24 protein-coding genes and 1 riboswitch are annotated in these 25,733 nt (G+C 65.5%); of the genes, 16 read left to right on the top strand and 8 right to left on the bottom strand.

What is annotated here, in order from left to right:
* The first annotated feature begins 23 nt into the window (after positions 1-23).
* Positions 24-1,010, top strand: coding sequence for an Ldh family oxidoreductase (locus Q1A53_RS00975; RefSeq protein WP_299962074.1), 987 nt, complete (start codon positions 24-26; stop codon positions 1,008-1,010).
* Positions 1,011-1,038: 28 nt separating this feature from the next.
* Here the strand turns inward: Q1A53_RS00975 and Q1A53_RS00980 are convergent, their stop codons facing one another.
* Positions 1,039-1,473, bottom strand: coding sequence for a DMT family transporter (locus tag Q1A53_RS00980; RefSeq protein ID WP_299962076.1), 435 nt, complete (start codon positions 1,471-1,473; stop codon positions 1,039-1,041).
* A 16-nt stretch (positions 1,474-1,489) separates the two neighbouring features.
* Between Q1A53_RS00980 and Q1A53_RS00985 the strand changes: the two genes are divergently transcribed.
* A complete protein-coding gene (locus Q1A53_RS00985; RefSeq protein WP_299962078.1) occupies positions 1,490-1,990 on the top strand; it encodes a c-type cytochrome in 501 nt (166 codons plus the stop codon).
* A 66-nt stretch (positions 1,991-2,056) separates the two neighbouring features.
* On the opposite strand, the gene Q1A53_RS00990 is transcribed toward Q1A53_RS00985, so the two are convergent.
* Positions 2,057-2,746, bottom strand: a complete 690-nt coding sequence (locus Q1A53_RS00990) for a hypothetical protein (RefSeq protein WP_299962080.1) — start codon at positions 2,744-2,746, stop codon at positions 2,057-2,059.
* Positions 2,747-3,122: 376 nt separating this feature from the next.
* Here Q1A53_RS00990 and Q1A53_RS00995 point away from each other — a divergent pair, with 376 nt between their 5' ends.
* Positions 3,123-3,938, top strand: a complete 816-nt coding sequence (locus Q1A53_RS00995) for a hypothetical protein (RefSeq protein ID WP_299962081.1) — start codon at positions 3,123-3,125, stop codon at positions 3,936-3,938.
* A 299-nt stretch (positions 3,939-4,237) separates the two neighbouring features.
* Here Q1A53_RS00995 and Q1A53_RS01000 read toward each other — a convergent pair whose 3' ends face one another.
* The 3 genes from Q1A53_RS01000 to Q1A53_RS01010 all read right to left on the bottom strand — a co-directional run bounded on the left by Q1A53_RS01000 (position 4,238) and on the right by Q1A53_RS01010 (position 8,630).
* Positions 4,238-5,443: an alpha-D-ribose 1-methylphosphonate 5-triphosphate diphosphatase gene (locus Q1A53_RS01000; protein ID WP_299962082.1), complete on the bottom strand. Its 1,206-nt coding sequence runs from the start codon at positions 5,441-5,443 to the stop codon at positions 4,238-4,240.
* 885 nt (positions 5,444-6,328) lie between these two features.
* Positions 6,329-7,891, bottom strand: a complete 1,563-nt coding sequence (locus tag Q1A53_RS01005) for a hypothetical protein (RefSeq protein ID WP_299962084.1) — start codon at positions 7,889-7,891, stop codon at positions 6,329-6,331.
* The gene (locus Q1A53_RS01010) at positions 7,884-8,630 is read right to left on the bottom strand and encodes a hypothetical protein (RefSeq protein WP_299962086.1); all 747 of its coding nucleotides are present in this window, start codon (positions 8,628-8,630) and stop codon (positions 7,884-7,886) included. Before Q1A53_RS01010 ends, Q1A53_RS01005 begins: the two co-directional genes overlap by 8 nt.
* Positions 8,631-8,839: 209 nt before the next feature.
* On the opposite strand from Q1A53_RS01010, the gene Q1A53_RS01015 reads away from it, so the two are divergent.
* The gene (locus Q1A53_RS01015; protein ID WP_299962087.1) at positions 8,840-10,135 is read left to right on the top strand and encodes a hypothetical protein; all 1,296 of its coding nucleotides are present in this window, start codon (positions 8,840-8,842) and stop codon (positions 10,133-10,135) included.
* Positions 10,132-10,887 carry a hypothetical protein gene (locus Q1A53_RS01020; RefSeq protein WP_299962089.1) on the top strand — a complete coding sequence of 252 codons (756 nt, stop codon included), beginning with the start codon at positions 10,132-10,134 and terminating at the stop codon, positions 10,885-10,887. Before Q1A53_RS01015 ends, Q1A53_RS01020 begins: the two co-directional genes overlap by 4 nt.
* A 113-nt stretch (positions 10,888-11,000) precedes the next feature.
* On the opposite strand, the gene Q1A53_RS01025 is transcribed toward Q1A53_RS01020, so the two are convergent.
* The 3 genes from Q1A53_RS01025 to Q1A53_RS01035 all read right to left on the bottom strand — a co-directional run bounded on the left by Q1A53_RS01025 (position 11,001) and on the right by Q1A53_RS01035 (position 13,851).
* Positions 11,001-11,456 (bottom strand): hypothetical protein, encoded by a 456-nt coding sequence (locus tag Q1A53_RS01025; RefSeq protein ID WP_299962090.1) that lies wholly within the window; start codon positions 11,454-11,456, stop codon positions 11,001-11,003.
* Between the two features lie 333 nt (positions 11,457-11,789).
* Entirely contained in the window at positions 11,790-12,446 is a 657-nt protein-coding gene (locus Q1A53_RS01030; protein ID WP_299962092.1) for a hypothetical protein, read from the bottom strand.
* 4 nt (positions 12,447-12,450) lie between these two features.
* Positions 12,451-13,851, bottom strand: a complete 1,401-nt coding sequence (locus tag Q1A53_RS01035) for a selenium-binding protein SBP56-related protein (RefSeq protein ID WP_299962093.1) — start codon at positions 13,849-13,851, stop codon at positions 12,451-12,453.
* A 199-nt stretch (positions 13,852-14,050) separates the two neighbouring features.
* Between Q1A53_RS01035 and Q1A53_RS01040 the strand changes: the two genes are divergently transcribed.
* The 11 genes from Q1A53_RS01040 to Q1A53_RS01090 all read left to right on the top strand — a co-directional run bounded on the left by Q1A53_RS01040 (position 14,051) and on the right by Q1A53_RS01090 (position 25,730).
* Positions 14,051-15,007, top strand: coding sequence for a TAXI family TRAP transporter solute-binding subunit (locus Q1A53_RS01040; RefSeq protein WP_299962095.1), 957 nt, complete (start codon positions 14,051-14,053; stop codon positions 15,005-15,007).
* 6 nt (positions 15,008-15,013) lie between these two features.
* On the top strand, positions 15,014-16,804 hold the full coding sequence (locus Q1A53_RS01045) for a TRAP transporter fused permease subunit (RefSeq protein ID WP_299962097.1): 1,791 nt from the start codon (positions 15,014-15,016) through the stop codon (positions 16,802-16,804).
* A 14-nt stretch (positions 16,805-16,818) separates the two neighbouring features.
* A complete protein-coding gene (locus tag Q1A53_RS01050) occupies positions 16,819-17,646 on the top strand; it encodes an alpha/beta fold hydrolase (RefSeq protein ID WP_299962099.1) in 828 nt (275 codons plus the stop codon).
* A gap of 122 nt (positions 17,647-17,768) precedes the next feature.
* A riboswitch (guanidine-I (ykkC/yxkD leader) is annotated at positions 17,769-17,877 on the top strand.
* Between the two features lie 95 nt (positions 17,878-17,972).
* Positions 17,973-19,037 carry a putative urea ABC transporter substrate-binding protein gene (locus Q1A53_RS01055; protein WP_299962100.1) on the top strand — a complete coding sequence of 355 codons (1,065 nt, stop codon included), beginning with the start codon at positions 17,973-17,975 and terminating at the stop codon, positions 19,035-19,037.
* A gap of 11 nt (positions 19,038-19,048) precedes the next feature.
* The gene (locus Q1A53_RS01060; protein WP_299962102.1) at positions 19,049-19,861 is read left to right on the top strand and encodes an ABC transporter permease subunit; all 813 of its coding nucleotides are present in this window, start codon (positions 19,049-19,051) and stop codon (positions 19,859-19,861) included.
* Between the two features lie 271 nt (positions 19,862-20,132).
* Complete coding sequence (locus Q1A53_RS01065; RefSeq protein WP_299962104.1) at positions 20,133-20,975, top strand: ATP-binding cassette domain-containing protein; 843 nt, start codon at positions 20,133-20,135, stop codon at positions 20,973-20,975.
* A 12-nt stretch (positions 20,976-20,987) separates the two neighbouring features.
* Entirely contained in the window at positions 20,988-22,220 is a 1,233-nt protein-coding gene (locus Q1A53_RS01070) for an agmatinase family protein (protein WP_299962106.1), read from the top strand.
* A gap of 221 nt (positions 22,221-22,441) precedes the next feature.
* The gene (locus Q1A53_RS01075) at positions 22,442-22,867 is read left to right on the top strand and encodes a hypothetical protein (RefSeq protein ID WP_299962108.1); all 426 of its coding nucleotides are present in this window, start codon (positions 22,442-22,444) and stop codon (positions 22,865-22,867) included.
* A complete protein-coding gene (locus Q1A53_RS01080; RefSeq protein ID WP_299962110.1) occupies positions 22,864-23,040 on the top strand; it encodes a hypothetical protein in 177 nt (58 codons plus the stop codon). The genes Q1A53_RS01075 and Q1A53_RS01080 overlap by 4 nt, the downstream gene beginning before the upstream one ends.
* 88 nt (positions 23,041-23,128) lie before the next feature.
* On the top strand, positions 23,129-24,121 hold the full coding sequence (locus Q1A53_RS01085) for an NAD(P)-binding protein (protein WP_299962111.1): 993 nt from the start codon (positions 23,129-23,131) through the stop codon (positions 24,119-24,121).
* Positions 24,122-24,203: 82 nt separating this feature from the next.
* A complete protein-coding gene (locus tag Q1A53_RS01090) occupies positions 24,204-25,730 on the top strand; it encodes an acyl--CoA ligase (protein WP_299962113.1) in 1,527 nt (508 codons plus the stop codon).
* The last annotated feature ends 3 nt before the right edge of the window (positions 25,731-25,733 follow it).

A 25,733-nucleotide genomic window follows, 5' to 3' on the forward strand; every position in this document is an offset into this window, starting at 1 on the left:
AAAGATCATTGCGGGACAAAGAGATGAGCCATCATACCCTGGATGAGATCGAGGCGCTGACGCGTCGGGCGCTGTTGGCCCAAGGGGCTGCCCCCCCGGCGGCCAAGGCTGTCGCACGGGCGGTGCGGGACGCCGAGGGGCATGGCAACAAGATCTGCGGTCTCTACTACGTGGAAAGCTACTGCCTGCAGCTGCAGAGCGGTCGGGTGCTGGGAGACGTCACGCCGCGGGTGTCCACGCGGCGCGCCGGTGCGATCCACGTGGATGCAGGCTTTGGCTTTGCGCAACCGGCCTTTGACGCGGGGCTCGGGCTGGCGTTGGAGGCCGCGCAGCAGAACGGAACTGCCAGTCTCGCGGTTGCCCACGCCCACACCTGTACGTCGCTCGGCTATTTCACGGAACAGATCGCGCGCGAAGGCTGCATCGGTCTGGGCTTTACCAACGCATCGCCGATCGTCGCGCCTCCCGGGGGCAAGACCCGGGTGATCGGTACCAACCCCATCGCCTTTTCCGTCCCGGACGGTGCCGGGGGGCTTGCCATGCATGTGGATCAGTCGACCAGCACGGTGGCACTGGGGAAGATCACCATGGCCAAGGCTCTGGGTCAGCAGATCCCGCCGGGCTGGGCTGTGGACAAGGACGGAGCCCCCACCACCGACCCCGAGGCGGCACTGTCGGGTGCCTTGGTGTCAGTGGGCGGCTACAAGGGCTGGGGCTTTGGCCTGATGGCAGAGATCCTGGCGGCTGGCATGACGGGCTCGGCGCTCTCGCGGGATGTGCGTCCGCTCAAGACACCGGACGGGCCGCACCACGATCTGGGCCAGTTCTACCTGTTGATCGACCCCGGTACAGCGCCTGAGTTCGCCCGCAGGATGGAGAGCCTGGCCCAATCGGTCGCGCTGGATCCCGGTGCGCGGCTGCCGGGACAGAACCGGACCATGGCCGAGACGGTGGAGGTGGATCCGCGCACCTGGTCCCGGCTGCAGGAGCTGGCAGAGGCGGAGGGGTGACGCGCCGGGCGGGGCGACGGCCTCCGGCCTAGACTTTCTGAGCGACGAAAACGCCTGCCGCCATCAGCCCGATCCCCAGGGCACGGCTGGCGTCGAAAGGGGCGAGCCGCGCGCCAAAGAGGCCAAAATGGTCAATGAGTGCCGCACTGATCAACTGGCCCAGAAGCACGAAAAACACTGCGTTTCCAACACCAAAGCGGGGTGCCACGAAGGTGATCGACAAGACATAGAAGGCGATGAGCACGCCTGCGAACAACAGGTGCTTTGGCGCGGCCGTCACCTTGCCGAGCGCGTGAAACCCGGTCGCCAGCATCACGACCGCGCAGCTGAGAAAGGCCACCGCAAAGAGCACCGTGGCTGCAACCGCCGGCGAGCCGATGCGGGCGCCAAGGGCGGCGTTGAGGGCTGCCAGCACCGGGATGCCGATCCCGGCCAGCAACATCGTCAGGGCGTAAGGGGCCATTCATACCTCTGGTCTATTGTGCCTGCAGCGTGACCATGACGGGCGCGCCGCCCTCCTGCAAGCGGGATCGGGCGCGGTGGTTCAGTATGAGACGGGGAAGGCGATGGCGGGCCGGGTCTGTGTGATGTTTCTGGCGATTGCGCTGGCGCTCGCTGCCTGTGGCCGGGGCGAACGGTCGCTCACGGCTGAGGGTGCGGCGCTCTACCTGGGCAATTGCGCCGTCTGTCACGGCGGCGATGCCAGCGGGGGCGGCGGTGCGAGTGTGCCGGGCCTGAGCAAGACGCCGCCTGATTTGCGCGTGCTTGCCCTCAACGCGGGCGGCACCTTTCCCGCGCGGGAGGTGCTGGCGGTGCTGAATGGCTATCACAAGGGCGGCCAGCCCGGACGCCGGATGGCCGGGTTTCAGAGTCTGGAAAGTGAGCGGCGGCGGCGGATCAAGATCGGCGATGTGCGGCTCCGACCATCCGAGCCGATGGCAGCGCTTTTGCTATATCTCGACAGTCAGCAGATCCGGTAAGGCGGGGCTGGCGTCTCATTTCGTTTTAGAAAAAATACTATATATCATGTACATAGGTATGATTCGTCACTGGCAGATGCCATCAATCTCGACGCCCTCCCAGGGCAGCCCGACGGCGAACTCACGGGTTTGCGGCAGCTCCGAGACGGGCATCGCCTGAGAGATCAGCGCGTGCAGCCGCGCGGTTCGCGGCGCCTGAGGGTCGAGTGCGCGACAACAGACATACTCCTCCATGATCGCCCCCTGCTGCTCAAAGCCGAAATCGCCAAAGACAGGTTCTGTCTCCAGATCGAACAAATACGGATCGCCCGCGCCCCGGTGCTCGAACGCGGCGCGCAGTGGCGTGTAGCCGGTAACCTTGCGGTTTTGCCATTGCCAGACGTGCACCAGTTCATGCGCGAAAAGCATCGCTGCGATCAGCCCGATCTGGTCGGGGTAGTCGGGCAGATAGTCATCCAGATACCAGTCGCGGTCAAAATAGACGCGATTCCAGACGGTTACAGCCGCAGGTTTCGATGTGACCACCGCGTCGGTGATCGGAGGCAGGATGCGCTCGCGGCAGGTGGTGCGGGGGCGGGCCGGGCGCTGAAAGGTGACGGCGCGGGTCGGTGCCCCATCCAAAAGTCGCACCCGGGACACATCGAGCGTGCCCCCGTGGATGGTCCGGGCAAAGGCGGTCTCGGTCGGCGTCAGGGGGCGGCCGCAGCCTGCCAGCCCCATCGTCGCCACGAGCAGAAAGAGCAGTGTTCGACACATACCCCTAGGGAGCCCGAAAGCGACACCGGGATCAAGTCGAAATCGTCCGCGCCGCGGGGTGAGCGACAGGTTACCGCACCGATCGCGCAACGGTGGTAAGGGCGCGCCCAGCGCCCTTGACCCCGGGCCCGGCAGAGCCAGTGTTTCAAGGCCCGGCGCGCATCGGTATCGTGTCGGTAACACGTCGGTATTGCGTCGGTGCGCGGGTCGGTCTTCCCCCGGAACCGCCTGTTTCGTCACCGGATGGCAAGATGTCTTAAGGCTTTCTGCGCCCCGGCGGACGCTGCCCGGCGCAAAGATCGGTTCCCACGGGCGCGGCACTGCGCTAGGCATTCGGGGCGCGGTGGCCCCGTCGTCCGGACCGCAAGGAGTGCCGATGATCATTGACGTGCAGTTTGAGCAGGTGAAGTTTCACATTGGCGCACCCTGTCTTGCCGCAAATCTGGTCAAACGTGCCTCGGATCTGCCCGAGATCGGCGGCGATGGTGATCTGCATGTGCTGCCCACCGACAAATACCGCCAGCATCTCAGATCCTTCGTCAATACCGGTGAGGAGAACTTCAACCTCACGCTGGCGGAGCGGCGCAAGCAGGACAAGTTTCGCGCCAGGCTGGGACAGTACAAATACCTCAGCGCCAGCCAGCACGTGATGTTATCGCATGCGAAATCGACGATCCGCGACGGGATCATCCTGCCGGGCGCCGAGGCGCGGGTGGAGCGGCTGGCGTCGGCCTTTCAGAAAAGCCCGCTGGAGCTGCATCTGACGATCACCGGGCTGACGCGCTATCTGCACAGCCTGCACGCCGCCCACAGATCCGGCAGCCTGTCTGAATACGTGTCGGGCAGTATCCCCAGCTGGTCCGAGGCGGTGCGGCGGATCCGCGAGGCGTCGGAGGCTTTTCGTCTGGTGGTGTGGGATTTCTCGGACCCGGCGCGGGTGGCCCTGCCCTTTACCATGACCCTGCTGCACGCCCGGGAGGCGTGGCGCGGCGCGATCACCAGACCGGTGGATCAGATCGTCCTGCAGGAAGATACGCTGGAGCGGATGTTCGTACGCGAGCGGTTCAGTGCCGAGCTGACAGGCCTGCTACAAAGCCGGTACGCACAGGATCTGGAAGAGATCGCGCAGTTGGAAAATACGGTCTTGATCGGCGGCGCGACGGCGGATCAGATGATGGCGTCCGCTGAATGAGGCGGGTCTGCGCCACCCGGTGCACGGGGCTGTCTTTGACAACCCGTGCCGCGCGCAGGTGAAGATGCCGTAGGGTCGCCTCCGGAGATTTTGATGCGCCATCATTTCCGGTTGCGATCTGTCGCGATTCATGACGTATCGGTCACGCCAGTCGTGAGGGTTGCCTTCCGTGCGTCGTGCCAACGCCGCAGGAATGAGGATCTGGGCCGGCGATCTTCCGGCGGTGTCACAGCGGATGGGATACGTTGGCGGCACCTTGGGCCCCGTCCGGGATGCGGGCGTGCCGTGCTTTGATGTCGTTAGCCCGCGGGCATCCCCCGGTAGGCGCAGCGGCCAGCCACCCATGTGCCCAGGATTGACGGCACCGCATCCTCGGGCCAGTCCACCAGCACGAGATCCGCGCGCTTGCCCACAGCGATCTCGCCCCGGTCCAGCAGATTCATGGCGCGGGCGGGTCCGGCAGAGACGAGCGACCAGAGCGCGTGCCTCTCCGCGCGACGCTCCGCTGCGAGCCGGGCGATGGCGGCCAGCATGGCGGGGTAGAAGTAGTCCGACGCCAGCGCATCGCAGAGCCCGTCTTCGACCATGTCGCCTGCGTTCAACGATCCGATGTGACTGCCGCCGCGGGCCGCATTGGGCGCGCCGAAGATGATCGGCTCTGCGTTTGCCCGGGCGGCGTCCACGGCCTCCCGCACCATGGGGAATTCGGCAACATTCGCGCCCAGGTTGCGGAAATACGCCCGGGTCTCGGCGCGGGTGTCGTCGTGGCTGAGCATCGGCGCGCCCGCGGTGCGACCCATCTCTGCCACTTTGGCGATGGTTTGCGGCACCTCGCTGCGCCTCTCCCAGACCTGACCGAGCAGGGTGATGTAGTCATCCACGCTGAGACCTGCGCGGTGCGCCTTTGTGCGCACGCGGGCCGTCATGCGCGCATCCGTCAACGATGCGGTGGGAAAGTCTGGCGACAGCTCAAAGCCTCGCTGCTGCACCGTCACATCGTAGGCGCGCATTGTCATGGAGGTGTGGTCGTTGAAGGCCAGCGATGGCAGCAGCGGGCCGCCGAGCGCCCAGTCGATCACCTCCAGCGCCTCGAAGGCAAAGGTCTCCCACCGCAGCTGCACGCGGTTCTCCACCGTGAGGCGGGGGGCCAGATCGCGCATCGTCTGCATCAACGCGCGGCCGTGCGATGCCTCGCGCAGGCCGGGCTCCCACCCGAGGGTGATGGCGTGGTAGGCGGTGGCGATGCCATTGGCGGCAAGCTGGCGGTCGGTGTCGATGACGGCGGTATCGGTGGGAAAGAAGACCCCGGGCCGGGGCATCAGCTGACGTTCGAACGCATCACCGTGCACGTCGATGAGGGCCGGCGCCAGGATCAGGCCGCGCGCGTCGATCACGGTGCCCTGGGGCGGTCCGCCGATCTGTGCGATCTGACCGTCGCTGACGGTGACGGTGGTTCGGGCGATTTCATGGGGCAGATAGACCTGCGCGCCGTCGAATGTGAACATGGGATGGGTGATCCGGATTTTCCGTTGTGAAAGGCGAGTGTTGCGCGGCGGGTGCCGTGTGTCCTCTGTCGCGCCGGTGGCCAGTTTGCGGCATTCCAGACCGGAGAACAAGGATGTCCCGGTGGGCTGACCGGGCCGCGCGATGCGGTGATGTGCCCGAGGTCAGGTGGAGACGGTTGGGGGCTGTGATCCCCTGCGGCTGGCGATGACCGGGTTTTTTGAGGATGGATGTGGCCATGCGGTGTCGGCAAATGGACGGTGTTGCACGGTGCGAAGCGCTGCCGCCTTGACCGACCCTTGCACGGGCGTCAGATGACGGCGCGTTACGTCGGCGACAGGGCGGGTGTTTTGTGCAGGGCGCAAATTCCTTGGAAGGAATTTGGCAAAATTCTTGCAAGAATTTTGGGCGCGCCGATCCCCGGTGCCGCAAGATCGTCGGTTCTTCGTTGTGCCATGTCGGGCTGGCGACCCGATCAAAATCGGTCTGCATGGTGCCGAGGGCGCACCCAGCCAGAGCGTCGGCGCGCGGTCTTGACGTGTAGCGGCTTGGCTCAGCCTGTCGAGAGACCGGGTTGGAGGTGAGCGACCGTGATGCGCATCCTCGCAGCCGCAATATGGTCGGTACGATTGCGGCAGGTCAGGGGCGGAGGTCTCAGCGCGGTTTGTACCTGTGCCATGCGCAGTGTCAGCGTTGGGTTGGGTCCCATGATCGATGGTGTCGGCACTGATGTAGGTCGCCACGCATGGGTGGTCGGGTGATGTGCTGACGGTCTGGGTGGCGAAGCCCGTCGTCGATCAGCCTTTCCATACGATGAGGTATGTTTTTGTGGTCGGACTTGTTGGTGAGATCTGTCGTGCAGTGGAGGCGGGGGCATCGCCGGGTGCTCAGGCGGTCCAGGGGTCGAAAAAGGCCCAGACATCCTCGAACCCGGCCACGCTCACCTGTTGCACCCAGCGGGTACGGTCGTGGCGCGAAAAAACGGTTTCAGCCGTTTTGACCCTGAGCAGGAACTCCTGCAGCACCAGGCCCGCTGTGTCGTCGCGCTGTGCAAGCTCCAGCGCCAGGGCGTTCATGTTGAGCATCAGATCCGAGCCGCCGACGGGGTATCTGTCCAGCCCGCGAAAGCGGTTGTCGGTCTGCGGTGTCAGCGCCTCGTAGGGAGCATCGGCGGGGCGGCCCTCAATCGCGCGTTCGGCCTCGTAGGTCTTGAGCATGTTGCCGTAGAAATACCCCGCCGTGCCGATGGCGCGCTGCGCTTCGGTCTGACCGTGGTCGAGGAAGGTCTGCAGCGTGGAGAGCAGCCAGCGCGTCGACAGCTCATTGATCAGCCTGTGGCCCTGCTCGTGCCAGATGCGGTGAAACAGGGCACGCGCCTTGTCGGTATGCGGTGTGGCGCGGCGCAGATAGCTGATGGTGAGCGCTGTCAGATGCGCAAGCTCTGACTTGCGGCGCAGATGATAGCGCAGGATCTCTGCCTGATCGCGGATGTCGCGGCGGCTGATCTCGGGCGCCTGGGACATGTCGGGCAGGCGCCGGTCGGCCAGCGTGGCCAGATCCACATTGGGCGCGGGCAGGATGTCGGGGCAGTCCTGGAACCGGACGCGGACGCCCACGCGCCCTGCCAGCGCAGGCAGGGCGGTTGCGGGCGCGGCGGGTGGATCAGGCGGCCAGGGCGGATAGCGAGGCGCAGCGGCGGCGGGAGGGTGCCGCCCGATCAATGTCTTGGCAAACCAGGCCGTGGCAGGAAAGCTCGACAGCGCGTTGATACGCTCCAGCGCGCGGATTTCCTCGGGCGCGGGGGCTGCGTTGCGCCGCGCGGTCGCGGGCCCGCCGGGCGGCGGCTCGACCTTCATCAGCTGCAGGAGTGCTCGCGTGCCCGCATCAGATGTTGTGCCATAGGGCAGAATGTGGAGCCGTTTGCCCAGCAACTCCCGGGGCTTTGCGAGGGCTCGTTCCCATTGGAAATTGTCGTCGTAGCGGGCCTTGAACGCGGCGAAATCGGCAAAGCGGGTGCGGAAGCGCAGATGCTGATGGTAGCAGCTGCGCAGCCAGTCGGTTTCGGTCCGGGTGAAAAACACGACCTCTACCCGGTGGGGGCGCAGGGCACGCCGCAGGATGCGCAGGTTCTTGGTCAGCCGCGGGTAGATGCGACGCCCGCCGTCGCGCCCGGGCAGGTTGCCTGCCAGATCCTCGTGGCTGAGCAGCACCTGCGGCACGGGAATATCGGTGAGGCGGGCGGCGATCCCAGCCAGCCTGCGTTCAGCGTCCGCAAAGTGGCCATGGGCCAGATCGCGGGCCGCGGCAAGCGTCTCATCCGTGCTGACATAGGCTACGCCCGATTTTGCCAGATGTGCCTCCTGCGTGCGCAGATAGGACTGGAGCGCGGTCGTGCCGGTTTTATGCGGACCGATATGCACCCAGACGGTCTTGCGCGCGGGATCAGCCATGGCGCGACAGAACCTCCGCCACATCCCGGGCAAAGGCGCGGTTGATCTCCCTGTAGCGCGTCAGCAGCGGCGGCGTGGCGGTTGCGTCCTTGAGAGCATCGCGCCACGTCCGAGCGCAGGCCATGGTGGGAGGATGCTCGAAGGTGTCGAACTTGCGACTGTAGGGCAGGCAGACAACGCGTCGGCCCAGAAGCTGCGCCCAGTAGACCCCGTGATAGGAGCTTGTCACGACCGTGTCGCCCGAGGCGAGGAAGCGGGCGACGCGGGCGGCATCCAGCGTGTCGTTGGTCAGGGTCGGGGCGTCCGTCTCCGTGGGGGCGAGCGGGGATTTCCGCGCGTGCAGGTAGCAGACCACGTCATGCTGCGGTGCGGGCAGGTCGTCGAACACCGGTGACAGACAGCTGGCGCAGGGCACAAAGCGCACCGTCCGGTGCCATTGATGATTGCGGGTGCCCAGCAGGGCGAGACCCGCGCGCGCATCCGCCACCTCTGTGTCCCGATTGCCGGGCGGTGGCAGGGCGATCCCCCAGGCGACCAGCGTGGTGCCGGGCGTGCGGTGATGCTTCTCCACGATCTCGCGGGTCTGGGCCCAGACCTGACCGCCGCCGATGATGGCGGGCTGCCCCGCCGACAGGCGATGACGGAAGGTGACATTGGCCACACGGTCCGGCCAGAGATACTGTGCCGGGCCGCACATCCGGTCCCCGATATTACGCGCGCCGCTGTGGTAGATGTTCACCGTATCAGGCCTCGGCAGCCTGATTTGCAGGCCCTCTTGCACGGTCTTTTGCGCGGTTCTGTGCACGGGCGGGCGGGTCCTTTGGTGGCGCGTGGCTGCGGGGTGGGCAAGTGCCGGTTCATGTCTATGCGGCGGAAGGCGTTGTTCGCAAGCACGCGCCCTTGCGTTCCCCGGTCGCGATGCCCATCCTACGGTGTGGAGGGTTTTGAATGGGTAAAGATACCAAGGGCCTGCGTCACGCGCGGGAGGTCGAGGAACATCTCGGCTGGCTGGACGGGTTCACCTCTGCGGCGCTTGGCGTGCTGGCGGTGGCCTCGGGCATCTACACCTATCTGGGCGTGCGGGGGCTGCTGGATGACGGCGGGGCTTTGTCGCTCTTTGCGGCGGTGGCCTATAGTGCGGCGGTTTCCACAGGTATTTTCGTTTTCTGGTCGTATCTGATGCGGTTGGTGCCTGCGATGCGCACGGCGGCCACGCGGTTGTGGCTTGTGCTGGCCATGGCGCTTGGCTCCGGTGCGATCATCGCCATGTCGTCCTGGCTGAATGCCGCCGCCCTCGCGGGGTCTGCGGCGGTTGAGCAGCATCTGGCGCGCACGGTGCAGGACTATCAGGCGTCGCTGGAACGGACCCATGAGATCACGTTGCAGGCTCAGGCCTTGCGGCTCGATGTGGGCCGCACGCGACAGGGGTTCGAGGATCTGTCCCAACAGGAGGCGGTGGGCGGTCTGTCCGGGCTTGCCGGGCGGGGCGCGGTCTTTCGGGTGCTGACGCAGAAATCCGACGAGTTGGCAGCGCTCGAAGAGCTGATCGGTCAGCAGGAACCTCTGGTGACGGCGGCCTTTGGCGAGGGCAATGCGATCCTCAGCCGGATGCGCGCTCTGACCGTGGCCTCCGGCCCGGTGGACGAGCGCGCGGTGGAGTTTTCCGAAGAATCAGTGCGCTTGGCGGGGGTGATCACCGAGCTGCGGCAACTCTCCGTGGCACCGCTGGTGGACCGCGCGGCGCGGGATCTGGCGCAATCGGTGGTGCTGCCCCGGTTGGATGCGGGCAATGCGGGCGGGCAGGCGGCACAGCAGGCGACGATCACCTCGCTGCTCGAAGTGCTGGCGCAGCGGGCCGAGACCTTGCGGGCTGCTGCCGCCGAGGTGCGCGCGCTGGAGCCCGCGGCGGAGGTCGTCTACACGCCGATTTCCACAGCGGATGCGGTGATACGGTATGCGGGCAACTTTGTGCCCTCCTGGGCGGGCGCGATTGCGATTGATTTGCTGCCCGCGGTGCTGGTGCTGATCGTCGCGGTTGCACAGGCGGCGGTGCGCGCAGGGCGGGAACCCGCCAGCCCCGCGGATGCCATGACCGTGGCGGAGTTGCGCGCGGCGGTGGTGGCGCTGCGCGAGGTGGAGGCCGCGGAACTGGGCGAAGCCGTGCGCCTGGCGGGCGGCGATCTGCAGGACGGGCCGGAGGACCAGCGGGAGCCGCCCGCTCCGCCCCGGGCCGCGGCGGAATGAGCGAGACGGCCACGCCGGAAAAGAACGGCACCAGCACGGGGCGGGTGCTGCGCTGGCTGCTGGGCGCTCAGATCGTGCTGGCGCTCGGCCTGATCATCATCGACATCGGGCCCAGCATTCCGCGCCTGCTGAACCCCTCCAGCCAGCCGGAACTGGACCAGCCCACGCGCCCCGGGGACCAGACGCGCCGCTATCGCCCGCGCGATCCGGCGAACCCGGGACCGGGCGTGTCGCCGGATATGCCGCGCCGTCTGGTGGCGGAACGGGCCGAGATCGACGGGGCGCCAGGCCTGCGCCTGCGCGGGGCGATCACGCCGGGTGACGGTGCGCGCATTGTCGAGGAACTGCGGGCCGCCAGCGCTCAGATCGTGACACTCGACAGCCCCGGCGGTTCAGTGTCCGACGCGCTGGAGATCGGCAGGGTGCTGCGCGAGATGGAGGTGCAGACGCGGCTGGAGGCAGCGGCGGTGTGCCTGTCCGCCTGTCCTTATGTCTTCGTGGGAGGCTCCGCGCGAGCGGTGGCGGGGGATGCGCGGCTGGGGGTGCATCAGCACAGCTTTGGTACCTCGACGGTGTTGCCCGCCTTTCTCGCCGTGGAGGACATTCAGCGCGGTCAGGCGGAGGTGCTGGCGCATTTCGATGCGATGGGGGTGGATCTGCGGATCATGGGGCCCGCGCTCGGCACCCCCGCAGATGAGATCTACATTCTGACGGCGGAGGAGTTGACGGAGTGGAACGTGGTGACGGAGTAGCCGGGCCCGTGGCGCCTGCGGTGTCTCTGTGCCCGGTCCGGATCTGGCGTTTGCGGCCCTGAGACGGGGACAGGCGCCACCGGCGGGGCCATTCGTGCCGTCATGAGTGCCGTCTATCCACGATTGAAGATCTCGGCGGCCTCGCCGTGGGTCATGGTCAACCCATCGGTGCTGGTCACGATCCTGTAGGCGCCGGGAGAGCTGAGGTGCGCGTAGAGCGCGTCTTTCAGGTCGTCGATCGCCATCTTGTCCCAGTTGTCGGGCAGGATGCCGCTGAGCGCATCGCGCGACGCGAAGCCGCCCGATTTGAACGCGACCATGCTGTCGCCCTTGTAGACGGCAAGCTCCACCGGACGGGCATTCTGCTCGGCCAGTTGCGCCGCCCGCCAGGCCACCCCGTCGGGCGATGCCTCCCACTCCAATCGCAGATGTGTCTCGTTCATTCTGGCGATCATGTCACTGAGGCCAGGGACGTCCTCCGCCGATACCTCGTGGGCGATCAGCACGTTGTACCATGGGTCGGACTCGTCGATCCGGACGACTCTCCCATCTTCGACGACGTGATCCATGACGAAGCGAAACTCTCTTTTTCCGACCTGAGACGGATCCTGTTGCTGGGCAGCTGGTGATTGGGGCGCGTTCACCGGCGCCGCGGGCGCGACATTGACAGGGGTGAGCATGGCAGGGTCGTCGGATTGACAGGGCCGATCCTAGTCGAGGGTCGTTAAACCGTGTTTAAAGGGCTGCGGTGCTGATCGTGAAAGGATCCGTGACCCCGGCACGAAACGGCCACGGGCATGTGGTTCAGGACCTGCGTTGGCGTGCGGGCCTGAGAGGCTGGATGGTGATCCGTTAGACTGGCCGTGCTTCAGGTTCGAAGGGTCAGTGGCGCCCCGGAGAGATCAAAGCGCCTCGGCCACGGCGATCACGCCGACCAGTACCAGGCTCAGCGCCCAGACAATGTCGAGGTTGAACCACGTCTTTGACAGGAACTTCAGCCCCAGCCAGAAATACATGCCCACCGCCAGCGCACCCCCTGCCAGTGTCATGGCGGCCGTATGTGCGAGTGCGACCAGCAGTGCCAGCGTGAAGTTCTGCGCCATCAGCGCGCCGGCGGCGGCGTGGCCAGCATCGGTTTCCAGCGTGGCACAGATCCCCAGATAGATCGGCACCAGCATCAGCCCCGCGCCATGGGCCACGGCGGCCAGAAAGGACCACAGGCCCAGACGGGTCGGTTTGACCCGTGCGAGGAACCGCGGGTGACGGCGGTAGATCAGCAGGAAGACGCCCAGAGCAATGACCAGAAGGCCTGCGCCGATGCGGATCTCGATCTCCCACCGCACCAGCGCCACCATCAACGAGAACGGCAGCAGCATTGCGGCCATGGCCAGCAGATGCCCGCCCGCGAGCGCTGTGAGCGCGCGGGGCATGGCGCGGGCGCTCCGCTCAAACAGCGCCGCCGAGACCGCGAGCGGCCAGCCCATGCCGGGGTTCAGCCCGTGGTAGAGACCGGAGAGGATGACGGCCCCCCAGAGGGCCGCCAGCGTTGTGGGATCCATCGCGTCAGACGTTCGGGTAGCAGAAGCTGTCAGTGGAGCAATCGCCCCCTTCGAGCCGGATCTGATGCGCGCGCAGGCCCTTTGGGAAGTCGATGTAGAAATCTTCCGCCAGGGCCAGACCGCCGTTCTCGCCCACATTGGCCATGACCATCTGCCCGCCCTCGTCATCGGGGTAGAACTGATCGTCCCAGGTGGAATAGAGCGAGTTGGTCCAGTAGACGCGCTTGCCGTCGCGGCTGATCTCCACCATCTGGGGACCGTAGGCAAAGGGCTTGCCGTTGGGATGCTTGGTGCCGCGGGCGATGCCGCCGAGCTCCACCTTGCCCGCAAGCACGGGGTTCATCGGGTCGGTGACGTCGTATTGGTGCATCTCGCCCAGACCCCAGCAGGCGACATAAAGGTATTTGTCGTCAAGGCTGAGGTCGATGTCCGTCACCAGGGGCGGCACGGCGCCGAAGCCCTTGAGCAATTCCGGCAGGTTCTCGGCATCCTCGGGGCGCGGGTCGATGGTGATAGTCTTTTTCGCCTGCCACGTGCCGTCATCTCCGCGCCACCACGTGAAGATCGAGCCTTGCAGGTTGGTGGTATCCACCACCACGCCGCAGAAGCCGTAGGATTTCACCGGATCGTGGGCGGGCCGGATTTCCAGCGCCATCTGGTGGTTTTCGCCCAAGTCGATGGTCTGCACGTTCTTGCGCGCGCGCAGATCCCAGAAGTGGATGGAATGGCCATATTTGTTGGACAGAAGATCCTCAGCGACGATGCCGTTTTCGAACTGCGGCGGCAGACCCCATTCGGAACTGACCATGTAATCCTGCGGCAGATTCCACCAGAAATCATAGTGTTTGTCCTGCGGGCCGCGGTCCATCTCGTACTGGCCCACGATCTCGAAGGTCTGGCAGTCCATGATGAAGATGCCGGGCGGGCCGTCGGTGCCGTCCTCCCCGCCACCGCCCAGGGTGGAGACATAGATGCCTTCGGGCCCGCAGTGGATCGTGTGGGGGCGCGAGTAGCCGGTTTTGGCAAAGATCTCCTCCGGCTCGATGATCTTGTGGATCTTGGCCTCCAGCGGTTCCTTGACGTCGATGATGTAGATCCGGCTGGAGCGGATGCCCGGCACGATCAGGTAGCGCCGTTCCAGGAACGCGTGCCCGGTCAACGGGGACAGCGATGAGGAACAGGCGTTCCAGCCGAAATGATGAAATTCGTCGCCCTGATAGGGGACAATGACCTGATGGACGATCTGGCCATAGGTGTCGGATTTGGGGTTCACATCCACCACGGCGATGCCATCTGACTGGCTGCCGTCGGGGCTGAGCATGACGGTAAAGGCAAAATTCTCCACCGGGGCCTGCATGGCAAGCTGCGGTGTTGCGTGGAATGTGGGGTCAGGTCTTAGGTTCACGAAATCTCCTCCCAGTGCTTTCGTTATCCGGTCAATTCGTCGGGTTTTTCCTCGTTCGTGGGCGCGTGCTTTAAATGTAAGACAATTGAAGGACAGCTTTGGCGGCATTGCAAGTATTTTCTCGGAGGCCGGGGCGTGACCGGCTTGCGTCGGCTGCGGCGACAGGACATGCTCGGCCCCAGAAAAAAGGGGAGGCGTTATGACCTTGTTGAAATCCATCGGCCTCGGGGCCGCGGCGGCGGTTCTGGCCGCCACATCCGGTTGGGCGGAGACCCGGGTGACCTATAAATCAGCCAAGGTGGGTTCGTCCTACTACCAGATGGCGGTGCAGATCGCGGAGGCCATGAAGGCGGGCAGCGAGGGGGCCATTTCCGTCACGGTGGAGGAAAGCCAGGGCTCGGTGCAGAACGTGATGGAGGTGCGCGCGCGGGGCGGGGACTATGTGTTCACCACGCCGCCCGCGCTGATCGGACTGGCGCAGGGTGGCAAGGCCATGTTCGAGGGCAAGGGCGATCCGGCTTTTGACGAGATCCGCGCGCTCTTTCCGATCCCGTCGCTGACCATGCATTTCGTGATGTCGGAGGCCAGCGGGGCGACCTCTTTCGAGGATCTGGAAGGCAAGACCATTCTGCTTGGCAGTGGCAGCTTTGGCGCGCGCGAAGGGGCGAAATACCTTGGGCTCTTTGGTCTGGAGGGCAAGGTTGAGATCGCCGATGTGGAGCTGTCGAATGCGGTGGGCGCGTTGAAGAACGGTCAGATCGACGGGTTCGTGACGGCGGGGTCCTGGCCAGCGCCTAACGTGATCGAGGCGGCGGCCTCCACCGGTGTCACGGTGCTGTCCCTGAATGCCGAACAGATCGCGGCGTCGAAGCGCACCGAGCTGACGATCCCTGCGGGCACCTATGCCGGGCAGGAGACCGACATCACCACCACGTCGTTGCCCGTGGTAGCCTACACGACCACCAAGATGGATGATGACACGGCCTATCAGTTGACCAAGACCTATTGGGAAACCAAGGCCGAGATGGCGGGCGATGCGGCCTGGTGGGGCGGTGTCGACGAAGGGTTGCTGGCCAATATCACCGGCACGGTCCATGCAGGTGCGATGCAGTACTACGCGGAAATGGGATGGGTCGTCGGCAACCCGGATATGTAGAGCGCGATGGCGCAGGTGTTACAGGCAGAGCCCGCGCGGGCGACGCGCGGGTTTTGGATTGCGCTCGGCGCGCTGAGCGTGGTGTTTCACATCGGGCTCATCTTTTCCGGGCTGGTGCCCAATCTGGTGGCCCGCCCGCTGCATATGGCGCTGGTGCTGCCGTGGGTGTTCTGTTTCGGGGTGTCGGGGTGGCGTCTGCTGATGGGGGCTGCGATTGCGGTCATCGGCATCACGGGCTGTCTGTGGATCGCGGTAAACCACCGGATGCTGCGGAACCAGTACGGGTTTCTGGAGGACGGCTTTCAGGTGGCGCTGGCGGTGGTGTTGCTGGTCATCGTGATCGAGGGCGCACGGCGGATGATCGGCTGGCCCTTGCCTGCCGTGGCGGGGGCCGCGCTGCTCTACGGGCTTTACGGCCAGCATATCCCCGGTGAGTTCGGCCACGCGGGCACGCCGCTGCGCAGTTTTCTGGGCACGCTGGTGGTGGCCGAAGGCGGGCTCTGGGGCAGCCTGACGGGTGTTTCGGTCGGCGTCGTGGCGATTTTCGTGATCTTCGGCGCGGTGCTGAACGCGGGCGAAGCGGGGCAGGGGTTCATGAATGTGGCCTCGGCTGCCGCGGGGCGGCTAAAGGGCGGGGCGGCGAAGGTCTCGGTTCTATCCTCGGCGCTCTTTGGCTCCATCTCGGGCTCTGCCTCGGCCAATGTGGCCTCCACCGGCGCCATCACGCTGCCTGCCATGACGCGGCTGGGATATCCCAAGCGCTTGGCGGCGGCGGTGGAGGCGGTGGCCTCTTCGGGCGGGCAGATCATGCCGCCCTTGATGGGGGCGGGCGCTTTCGTGATGGTGGAACTGACCGGGGTGCCCTATGCGCAGATCATGGCAGCGGCGCTCCTGCCTGCGGTGCTCTATTTCCTGACGGTCTGGATGGGCATCAACGCCTACGCTCAGCGCTACGATCTGCGTGGCGTGCCCGAGGAGGAGCGCCCGTCGCGCCGCGCGGTCTGGGTCACCTCGGCCTTTTTCATGGTGCCGTTCTCAGTGCTGCTGGGGGCGATGTTCGGGGCGGGCTTCACCCCGCAATACGCTGCCGCTCTGGCGATCTTTGCGGGGGCGGCGGCGCTGTTTGTCGATGCGACACCGCGGATTGATCTGCGGCAGGGGCTGGCGCGCAGCGGGGAGGCGCTGCTGAGCGCGGGCCGACAGGTGGCGATGATCGCCACGATCATCCTCTGTGCCTCGATCGTCATTGGCGTGCTGGGGATCACCGGGCTGGGGGTCAAGATCACCTCCGTGATCCTCTCCGGCTCGGGTGGGGCGCTCTGGCCGGCGCTGCTGCTGACGGCGCTGGCGTGCCTGCTGCTGGGCATGGAGGTGCCGACGACGGCGGCCTATGTGATCTGCGTCTCGGTCGCGGGGCCTGCGCTGATTGAGCTTGGGCTCGCACCGCTGCAGGCGCATCTTTTCGTCTTCTGGTTCGCGCTGCTCTCGACGATTACGCCGCCGGTCTGTGGCGCTGTATTCATCGCGGCGGGCATGATTGGCGAGAACTGGCTGCGGGTCGCACTGACGGCGATGGCGCTTGGCGTAGGGCTCTACGTGATCCCGCTGGGGATGATCGCCAACACAGCGCTCATTCGGCTGGAGGGCGATCCCGGCGGAGCCTTGCTGGCCTTTGCGCGGATGGCGGTGGGGCTGAGCTGCCTGTCCTACGGGCTGATCGGGCGCGGCTCAGTCGCGCTCCGGCTGTTGCTCGTGGCCGCCGGGGCAGGCATTGTTTTTGTGGGGCTTTGGATCTGACGGGGAGTGTGCGGATGTGGCAGGTGGACGAGAGGTTTGGGACGTCCGCAGGTCCGGTCGCGGCGGGGCGTGCGGGGCAGGGGCCTGCGCTGGTGCTCGCCCATGGCTGGCCATGGTCGTCCTACAGCTGGCACCGGGTCATCCCCGCGCTGGCCGCGCGGTTCACCGTTCATTGGTACGACATGCCGGGCTATGGTCAGTCGGAGATGCGCGCCGATCAGCGCACGTCCCTCGATGTGCAGGGTGCGGTCTTTGCCGAAATGCTGCGGCACTGGGGGCTGACGAGGCCCACGGTAATTGCGCATGACTTTGGCGGTGCCACGACCCTGCGCGCGCATCTGCTGGAGGGCTGCGATTTCGAACGCTACGTGCTGATGAATGTGGTGGCGATGCGGCCCTGGGGATCGGATTTCTTTGACCATGTGGGGCGGCATGGGGCGGCCTTTGACGGTCTGCCGCCGCATATTCATGCTGCCATCGTGCGGGCCTACATCGGCGGTGCATTGGTGCAGCCGCTTGAGGGAGAGGACGTGGACGCGCTGGTGGCTCCCTGGCTGACGGAGGCGGGGGCTGGCAGTTTTTACCGGCAGTTCGCGCAGGCCGATGAGCGCTACACAGCGGAGGTCGAGCCGATGTTCGGGCAGATCCGCTGCCCAGCGCAGGTGCTCTGGGGGGCGGAGGATCCTTGGATCCCGCTCGCGCGCGGGCGGGCGCTGGCCGGGCTGATTGGTCAGGATCGTTTCGTGACGCTCCCGGGGCTCGGCCATCTGCCTCAGCTCGAAGCACCGGAGGTGGTGTTGGAGGCGTTGTGGGCGTTCCTGTCAGGGGCAGCGGCGGGCTAGTCGTCCGTCCTCTGGCCCCGAGACCGGAAGCGATTGCCTCATTTTTGTGCGATGTCTGGCCTGAGAGCATCTTTGAGGCCGGTTATATCTTGGGGCCGGGTGCTGATGCGTGCCCTATGAAGACGCAGGGTATTTAGGGTTCCGCCTCCCATCGTGAGGGTCTGGTCCGAGAAATGCCGCCTGTGCAGCAAATTCTGCACGGGTACACGGCGGGACAAAATCCCGGGAGGCTTCCTGCGCAGGTTTCAACCGCGCTCCTTCTTGTCGTGTTCCGCCAGCGGTTGGGTCATTTGTTGTAGATGGCGGGGCCAACAGGGGGATGACCCATGAAGAAACGTCAAATGCTCAAGATCGCCGCTCTGGCCGGGACCGTTTTGGCCAGTGGCATGCTGCCCGTGGCCGCGCAGGAGAAGACCGACTTTCGCGTTGCCTGGTCGATCTACGTGGGGTGGATGCCCTGGGGGTATCTCGAAGACAGCGGCATCATGGACAAATGGGCCGAGAAATACGGGATCGACGTGGAGATCGTGCAGATCAACGATTACGTGGAGTCGATCAACCAGTACACGGCGGGTGCCTTCGACGGTGTCTCGGCCACCAATATGGACACGCTGTCGATCCCCTCGGGTGGCGGTGTGGACACCACGGCGCTGATCGTGGGGGATTTCTCCAACGGCAATGACGCGGTGATCCTGAAGGGCGAGGGCGATCTCAGCAGCCTCGCGGGCAAGCCGGTCAATCTTGTGGAGCTGTCGGTGTCGCATTACCTGCTGGCGCGGGGGCTCGACAGTGTCGGGCTGAGCGAGGCGGATCTGGACGGGGTGATCAACACATCCGATGCGGATATGATCGCGGCCTTTGCCACTGATGATGTGGAGGCGGTGGTGACATGGAACCCGCTGGTCTCGGCCATTCTGGAGGAACCGGAGGCCAACAAGCTCTTTGACAGCTCCGACATCCCCGGTGAGATCATCGACCTGATGGTTGTGAACACCGAGACGCTGGCGGCCAACCCGGGTTTCGGCAAGGCGTTGGTGGGGGCGTGGTATGAGGTCATGGGTCTGATGGCCGCCGGTGACGCGGAGGTGCTGACTGCCATGGCGGAGGCCTCGGGCACCGATCTGGCGGGCTATCAAGCGCAGTTGGACAGCACCGAGATGTTCTATGATCCCGCCGATGCGGTGGCCTTTACCCAGAGTTCGGAACTGCCCAGCACGATGGTCAATGTGGCGGAGTTTCTGTTCGACAAGGGCATTTTGGGCGAGGGCGCGCCCTCGGCGGATTTTGTCGGCGTCGCGTATCCGGACGACAGCGTGACCGGCGATGAGGGCAACGTGCAGTTTCGCTTTGACACCACCTATATGCAGATGGCGGCGGACGGCGCGCTCTAAGGCGCGGACCCGTGCGGCTGATCAACAGAACACCGGGCAGGGCGGGGGCTGCGCTGTTGCGCGCGGCCCCCTTTCTGGCGGCGTTTGTCGCCTATGCGGTCGCCTCGCACTACCGGCTGCTGGAGAACCCTTCGGACAAGCTGTTGCCTGCGCCTGCCACGATCCTGGAGACGGCGGAGCGGCTCTTTACCCAAGGAGACCGGCGCACGGGCCGCATCCTGCTCTGGCACGACACGGCGGCGAGCCTGCGGCGGCTGGCCATCGGGGTGGGGCTGTCGGCCTTTGTGGCGTTGGTGGTGGGGTTGTTGATCGGGTTGCTGCCTTACGTGCGGACCACGCTGGCGGGGTTTGTCGCCGTGGTCTCGATGATCCCGCCATTGGCCGTGCTGCCGATCCTGTTCATCGTTTTCGGGTTGGGAGAATTGTCAAAGGTGGTGCTGATCGTGGTGGGGATCCTGCCGTTTCTGATCCGCGATCTGAGCGGGCGGGTGCTGGAGATCCCGTCGGAGCAGATCGTGAAGGCGGAGACGTTGGGAGCCTCCACTCTCGTGATCCTGCTGCGGGTGGGCCTGCCGCAGATGATGCCGCGGCTCGTTCAGGCGGTGCGGCTGTCGCTGGGGCCTGCGTGGCTGTTTCTGATCGCGGCGGAGGCGATTGCCAGCGATCAGGGGCTGGGCTACCGGATCTTTCTGGTGCGGCGGTATCTGGCGATGGATGTGATCCTGACCTACGTGCTGTGGATCACCCTGCTGGCCTTTCTGATGGATTGGGCGCTGCGAACTTTGGCGCGGCGGGCCTATCCATGGTCGGAGGCGGGGGTGTGATGTGCCGAACCTTTGTATTGGAGTGCGAGGGCAGCGACCGGCCGTGGGCGTCGCGCGAAGCGCCCGCCGTTTTGCCAAAGGCAAACCAATGGTTTGACGGGGGCGGCGTCGCCATTTTCGCTCGGACCAATGGCGCTTTATGGCGACCGCTGCCCGGCGTTGCCGCCGGGCGGAATGCTTCGGGCCGAACAAGCCCATTCCTCACCGAGGGCTTACTTCGGCGGCAGCGAGGAGCGGCAGGCCGATATAAACATGTTTTCGAGGTGGCATCATGAACTTCGTCACCGTCCGCAACATATTCCAGAGCTACGGCACGCGACCGATCCTCGAACGGGTCAATCTGGAGGCTGAGGAAGGTGCTTTCATCTCCATCGTCGGTGCCTCGGGCTGCGGCAAATCCACCTTCCTGCGGCTCTTGCTAGCGCAAGAGCAACCGACCAAGGGCGAGATCCGCATCAATGGCACCCCGCCCGCGCGGGAGCCGGGGTTGGAGCGCGGCGTCGTGTTTCAGCGCTATTCGGTCTTCCCGCATCTCACCGTCCGCGAGAATATCGTGGCGGGCGAAGCCTTCCAGCGCCCCTGGGGCCGGTTCTTCGGCGCCGAGGCGCGGGCGGCCCGCGCGCGGGCAGATGAAACGCTGGCGCGCTGTGGGCTGGGTCATGTGGCGGAACAGTATCCGGCTACTCTGTCTGGTGGCATGCAGCAACGCTTGGCTATCGGGCAGGCCCTGACGGCCAAACCGCGCGTCCTACTGCTCGATGAGCCCTTTGGCGCGCTGGACCCCGGCACGCGGGTCGCGATGCATGACTTCCTGATGGAGCTCAGGGCCGAGACGGGCATGACCGTCTTCATGGTCACCCATGATCTGGAGGAAGGGTTCAAGCTGGGCGACCGGGTGCTGGTCTTTGACAAGCCCCGTTGGGACCCGGACTACCCCGACGCCTATGGCGCCACCATCACCTATGATTTCGATGCCCGTGACGGCGGCATCCCTTTCCAACAGTCCTCCCAGGCGGGCGGTGTCCCGGGCCTGACCCGGGACCTCTCCCCGACGCTGCAGGAGGCCCCGGGTCAAGCCCGGGGCGCGGCAGCACCGATTTTACCCCCCTCATGAAGGATCCCACCCATGCGAGACCTTAGCCGAAGCCATCATCCCCGGGACAGGGCGCTGCCCGACCGGCGCCCGCACCATCCTGATCTGACCAAGCTGCGCGGCTGGAAGGCCATGCAGGCGGAGGCCGACATCCCCGAAGGCCGTTGGGATGAGGAGCGCCGCTGGGCGCTGCGCATGGGGCTCACGGGTGCCGACACGATCGAGGATAAATCCATCCCCACATTCGCGCGGGGCGAGCTGCCGCATTACGCTGGGATTAACACCTTCCTCAAGGCGCCCTACGCGGAGGACGTGACGGAGGTGAAGGACTACGACGCCACCGTGCTGGGCATCCCCTTTGACGGGGGCACCACCTACCGGCCCGGCACACGGTTCGGTCCGCAGGGGCTGCGCAAGATCTCGGCGCTTTATACGCCCTATAACTACGAACTCGGTGTGGATTTGCGCGAGCAGATGACGCTCTGTGATGCGGGGGATGTCTTTACTATTCCGGCCAATATCGAAAAGAGCTTTGACCAGATCAGCCGGGCGGTGTCTCACGTGTTCTCCTCCGGCTCTCTGCCCATCATGATCGGCGGGGATCATTCCATTGGTTTTCCCTGCGTGCGCGGGATCGCGGAATGTACCTCCAAGAAGATCGGGATCGTGCATTTCGACCGGCACGCTGACATTCAGGAAAAGGATCTGGACGAGCGGATGCATACGACGCCCTGGTTCCACTCCACGAACCTGCCGAATGTGCCCGCCAAGAACCTGGTGCAGGTGGGCATCGGCGGCTGGCAGGTCCCGCGCGAGGCGGTCAAGGTCGCGCGGGAGCGCGAGACCAATATCATCACCATGGGCGATATGGAAAAGATGGGGATCGACAAGACCGCCGAGATGGCGCTGGAGATGGCCTGGGACGGGGTCGATATGGTCTATATGTCCTTCGATATCGACAGCATCGATTGCGGTTTCGTGCCCGGGACGGGCTGGCCCGAACCCGGGGGTTTCCTGCCGCGCGAGGCGCTGGCGCTCGCCTCCAAGGTTGCTGCAGAGGGCATCTGCGGGATGGAGTTGGTGGAGGTCTCGCCGCCCTATGATACCTCCGACATCACGGCGCTGATGGGAACGCGGGTGATCGTGGATGTGCTGGGCAGCCTCGTGGCCGCGGGCAAGATGGGCGCGCATAAGCCGATGATCGATAAGCCCGTCAGCATCCCGCACGGGGAGTTCGAGGGGAAGAGGTGGTCCAATGCGGAGTGATCATTTCTATCACCGTGGTTCACTCGTTCTCTCTGACCGTAAACTCATTGGCGACAGGCTTGAGCTTAGCATAAGCCGACCGAGGGTGGCGCGGAACGCGCCGCCGTCGACGCAGATGTCCGCCTACGGCGAAACGGGAGCGGTCGGCGCGTGGCCATCCTGCGGATGGCTGGGGCTCAGCCCGCAGATAGTCGTGAGATCATGCCACAAGGAGCCATCCCATGCCCCATGATATCGTCGACGGCCACATCGGCCACAACCACAGCCACGGCGAGCATCTGCACAGCCACATGGACCCGGCGGAAGGGGCGGCGGAAATCGCCGTTCTCGCCACTCAGTTCATCGACGGTTTCGTGCAGGCCGCCGACAAGACCGCCTACCTGCGCCTCGCCGGCGTCCCCTTCGAGCGGCCGGGCGCAGGCGGGGCCAAGGCGCTCAAGCTCGTGGATGTGCGGCTCAGCACCGACTGGCAGGTGGGCACGGCCTCACCGTCTTTCGGCACGCGCGAGCTCAGCTATCTGCCCTTCCCAGGCGAGATGGTGTCCGAGCGCACAAATATGTCGCTCATCTACGTGTCGATGGAGGAGAAATCCTCCCTCGACATTCGTGAATTCCTCCTCTCCAAGAAAAAGGATCTTGATCTATGACACGTCTCCTCTCCGCGGGTCTGCTGACCGTTCTTGCCCAGCCCGCCCTTGCCCACCATGTGCCGGGCGAACCCATCCACGGTGCCTCCTCGCTCTGGGGGAGCCTTGGCGTTGCGGCGTTCTGCATCGCTGCCGCCGGTCTCGTAGCGGTATGGCAGGCGCGGCGGGCCTAGCGCGCCCGCGGCTTGGTGCTTTCATGAAAAGCGCTTGCGCAACGCCCGCCCCCCGCTAGCTTAGCCGAAACGAGCGGCGGGGGCGGACATGGCGGGCAGGGCGAAAATCGCAATCATCGGCGCGGGGCTGTGTGGTCTGGTGCTGGCGCGTCGGCTGAGCGGGCGCGCCCATGTCCGGGTATTTGAAAAATCGCGTGGTCTGGGCGGGCGCATGTCCAACCGGCGCGCGGCCCCTTTCGCTTTCGATCACGGGGCGCAGTACTTCTCTGCCAAGGGCGACGACTTCGCGGCGTTTCTGGCGCCCTTTATCGCCGAGGGGACTGTTGCGCGCTGGTCGCCGCGGCTGGCTCAATTGCCGGGGGCTGAGCCGGAGATCACACGGTGGTCCCAGCCGCGCTACGTTGCCGTGCCGGGAATGACCGCACTGGCCAAGGCTCTGGCCGCAGGGCTTGAGATCGACGGTGGCCGTCAGATCGCGGAGATCGCCCGCACGGGATCCGGCTGGACCCTGATCGACGGTGAGGCTGGCCGGGAGGAAGGGTTTGACTGGGTGATCAGCACCGCGCCCGCAGAGCAGACGGCGCGGCTGCTGCCGCAGGATTTCGCGGACAGGTCCGCGCTGGCGGTAGCCCGGCAACAGGGGTGCTATGCGCTGATGCTCGGGTTCGAGCAGGACCCGGGCCTCGACTGGGACGCAGCACAGGTGACCGAACCGCCGCTGGGCTGGATCGCCCTGAACCACAGCAAACCGGGCAGGGACACGGGCTGCAGCGTGCTGGTGCAAAGCACCAACGACTGGGCGGAGGCACATCTGGAACGGGATCAGGACGCGGTCCACCAGGATTTGCTGGCGGCCTTCATCGACCTGACCGGCGTGGACGGGCGCGCGGCCACCTACGCGAGCCTCCATCGCTGGCGCTATGCCAGTGTGGCCACGCCCGCTGGCGCCCCCTTTCTGATCGATGCCGCACAAGGGCTTGCCGCCGGGGGAGACTGGTGCGGCGCGGGCAAGGTCGAGGCGGCGTTCGACAGTGCGCAGGCGCTTGGCACGCGGCTGTTGGCGACACTGGAGCAGCGCTGAGCACGCGCAAACTGGCGGTTGCGGTGCTGTGGACTAGGTATATCAAGACAAATTGACGCGCCGGTAAGACAAAGGACATCCCATGCAGACGACAATGAACGCCCTGTTGCAGCAACACGCGGTCGAGGCAAAGGCCATCGGCGCACCCGGACGCGATTGGCTGACCTACGGCGGTCTGCGGGATCTGTCGGAAGCGGTGGCGGACGCGCTGCACGGCATGGGCATCGGTGCGGCGGACCGTGTGGCCATCGTTCTGCCCAACGGGCCCGAGATGGCGGCGGCCTTTGTCACGGTGGCGCAGGTGGCGACCACGGCACCGCTGAACCCGGCCTACCGCGAGGAAGAATACAAGTTCTATCTGGAGGATCTGAAAGCCAAGGCCCTGCTGATAGAGGAGGGCTATGACGGCCCGGCACTTGCAGCCGCCCAAAGCCTTGGCATGGGTATCATCCGGCTGTCAGTCGCCGAAAATGCCCCCGCAGGGCATTTCACGCTGACCTCTGAGTTGTCCGGCACGGCCTCGGTTGCGCCCGGCGCTGATGATGTGGCGCTGATCCTGCACACCTCCGGCACCACGTCGCGGCCCAAGATCGTGCCGCTGCTGCAGTCCAATGTGGCAGCCTCCGCGGAGCATATCCGCGCCTCGCTGGAGCTGTCGCCCGGGGATCGTTGCATGAATGTGATGCCGCTCTTTCACATCCACGGGTTGCTCGCCGCCGTCTCGGCGTCGCTGGCGGCAGGGGCGTCGGTTTGGTGCGCGCCGGGGTTCGACGCGCTGCGGTTCTTCACCTGGATGAAGGAAGCCGAGCCCACCTGGTACACCGCCGTGCCGACCATGCATCAGGCGATCCTTAGCCGGGCGGGCCGCAACGCGGAGGTGATCGAGGCGGCGAACCTGCGCTTCCTGCGGTCGTCTTCCGCGTCGCTGCCCGCTCAGGTGATGGTCAAGCTGCAGGAGACTTTTGGCGCGCCGGTGATCGAAGGCTATGGCATGACGGAGGCCGCGCATCAGATGGCCTCCAACCCCCTGCCGCCACGGGCGCAGAAACCGGGGGCCGTGGGGGTCGAAGCGGGCCCCAAGGTGCGCATCGCGCATGAGACCGAGGACCATCTGATGGAGGGCACCGGAGAGGTCGTGATCTCCGGTCCCAACGTCACACCGGGTTACGAAGGGAACCCGCAAGCCAACGCTAAGAGCTTTTTCGAGGCAGAGGGTGCACGCTGGTTTCGCACCGGTGACCAGGGCGCCTTCGACGACGACGGCTATCTGCATCTGACCGGCAGGCTCAAGGAGATCATCAACCGGGGCGGCGAAAAGATCAGCCCGCTGGAGGTGGACGGCGTGCTGCTCGATCATCCGGAGGTGGCGCAGGTGGTCACCTTTGCCCTGCCGCATCCCAAGCTGGGCGAGGAGGTGGCAGCGGCCATCGTGCTGACAGAAGGATCGCAGGCGACCGAAAAGGACATCCGCGCCTTCGCAACTGAGCGGATGGCTGATTTCAAGGTGCCGCGCAAGGTGATCATCCTCGACGAAATACCCAAGGGCGCCACGGGCAAGATGCAGCGCATCGGTCTGGCCGAGAAACTCGGCCTTGTTGAGAAAGCCTGACCC

Source organism: uncultured Roseobacter sp. (assembly GCF_947496515.1).
In the GTDB taxonomy this organism is placed as follows: domain Bacteria; phylum Pseudomonadota; class Alphaproteobacteria; order Rhodobacterales; family Rhodobacteraceae; genus Roseobacter.

What these genes read in the sequence shown, in the direction of transcription:
- Q1A53_RS01065 (WP_299962104.1), top strand. Translation starts at nt 20,133, where the DNA reads ATGAACTTCGTCACCGTCCGCAACATATTCCAGAGCTACGGCACGCGA.
- Q1A53_RS01005 (WP_299962084.1), bottom strand. Translation starts at nt 7,891, where the DNA reads ATGGCTGATCCCGCGCGCAAGACCGTCTGGGTGCATATCGGTCCGCAT.
- Q1A53_RS01045 (WP_299962097.1), top strand. Translation starts at nt 15,014, where the DNA reads ATGGCGCAGGTGTTACAGGCAGAGCCCGCGCGGGCGACGCGCGGGTTT.
- Q1A53_RS01080 (WP_299962110.1), top strand. Translation starts at nt 22,864, where the DNA reads ATGACACGTCTCCTCTCCGCGGGTCTGCTGACCGTTCTTGCCCAGCCC.
- Q1A53_RS01020 (WP_299962089.1), top strand. Translation starts at nt 10,132, where the DNA reads ATGAGCGAGACGGCCACGCCGGAAAAGAACGGCACCAGCACGGGGCGG.
- Q1A53_RS00995 (WP_299962081.1), top strand. Translation starts at nt 3,123, where the DNA reads ATGATCATTGACGTGCAGTTTGAGCAGGTGAAGTTTCACATTGGCGCA.
- Q1A53_RS01090 (WP_299962113.1), top strand. Translation starts at nt 24,204, where the DNA reads ATGCAGACGACAATGAACGCCCTGTTGCAGCAACACGCGGTCGAGGCA.
- Q1A53_RS01070 (WP_299962106.1), top strand. Translation starts at nt 20,988, where the DNA reads ATGCGAGACCTTAGCCGAAGCCATCATCCCCGGGACAGGGCGCTGCCC.
- Q1A53_RS01015 (WP_299962087.1), top strand. Translation starts at nt 8,840, where the DNA reads ATGGGTAAAGATACCAAGGGCCTGCGTCACGCGCGGGAGGTCGAGGAA.
- Q1A53_RS01025 (WP_299962090.1), bottom strand. Translation starts at nt 11,456, where the DNA reads ATGGATCACGTCGTCGAAGATGGGAGAGTCGTCCGGATCGACGAGTCC.
- Q1A53_RS00990 (WP_299962080.1), bottom strand. Translation starts at nt 2,746, where the DNA reads ATGTGTCGAACACTGCTCTTTCTGCTCGTGGCGACGATGGGGCTGGCA.
- Q1A53_RS01085 (WP_299962111.1), top strand. Translation starts at nt 23,129, where the DNA reads ATGGCGGGCAGGGCGAAAATCGCAATCATCGGCGCGGGGCTGTGTGGT.
- Q1A53_RS01040 (WP_299962095.1), top strand. Translation starts at nt 14,051, where the DNA reads ATGACCTTGTTGAAATCCATCGGCCTCGGGGCCGCGGCGGCGGTTCTG.
- Q1A53_RS01000 (WP_299962082.1), bottom strand. Translation starts at nt 5,443, where the DNA reads ATGTTCACATTCGACGGCGCGCAGGTCTATCTGCCCCATGAAATCGCC.
- Q1A53_RS01075 (WP_299962108.1), top strand. Translation starts at nt 22,442, where the DNA reads ATGCCCCATGATATCGTCGACGGCCACATCGGCCACAACCACAGCCAC.
- Q1A53_RS00980 (WP_299962076.1), bottom strand. Translation starts at nt 1,473, where the DNA reads ATGGCCCCTTACGCCCTGACGATGTTGCTGGCCGGGATCGGCATCCCG.
- Q1A53_RS01050 (WP_299962099.1), top strand. Translation starts at nt 16,819, where the DNA reads ATGTGGCAGGTGGACGAGAGGTTTGGGACGTCCGCAGGTCCGGTCGCG.
- Q1A53_RS00975 (WP_299962074.1), top strand. Translation starts at nt 24, where the DNA reads ATGAGCCATCATACCCTGGATGAGATCGAGGCGCTGACGCGTCGGGCG.
- Q1A53_RS01030 (WP_299962092.1), bottom strand. Translation starts at nt 12,446, where the DNA reads ATGGATCCCACAACGCTGGCGGCCCTCTGGGGGGCCGTCATCCTCTCC.
- Q1A53_RS01055 (WP_299962100.1), top strand. Translation starts at nt 17,973, where the DNA reads ATGAAGAAACGTCAAATGCTCAAGATCGCCGCTCTGGCCGGGACCGTT.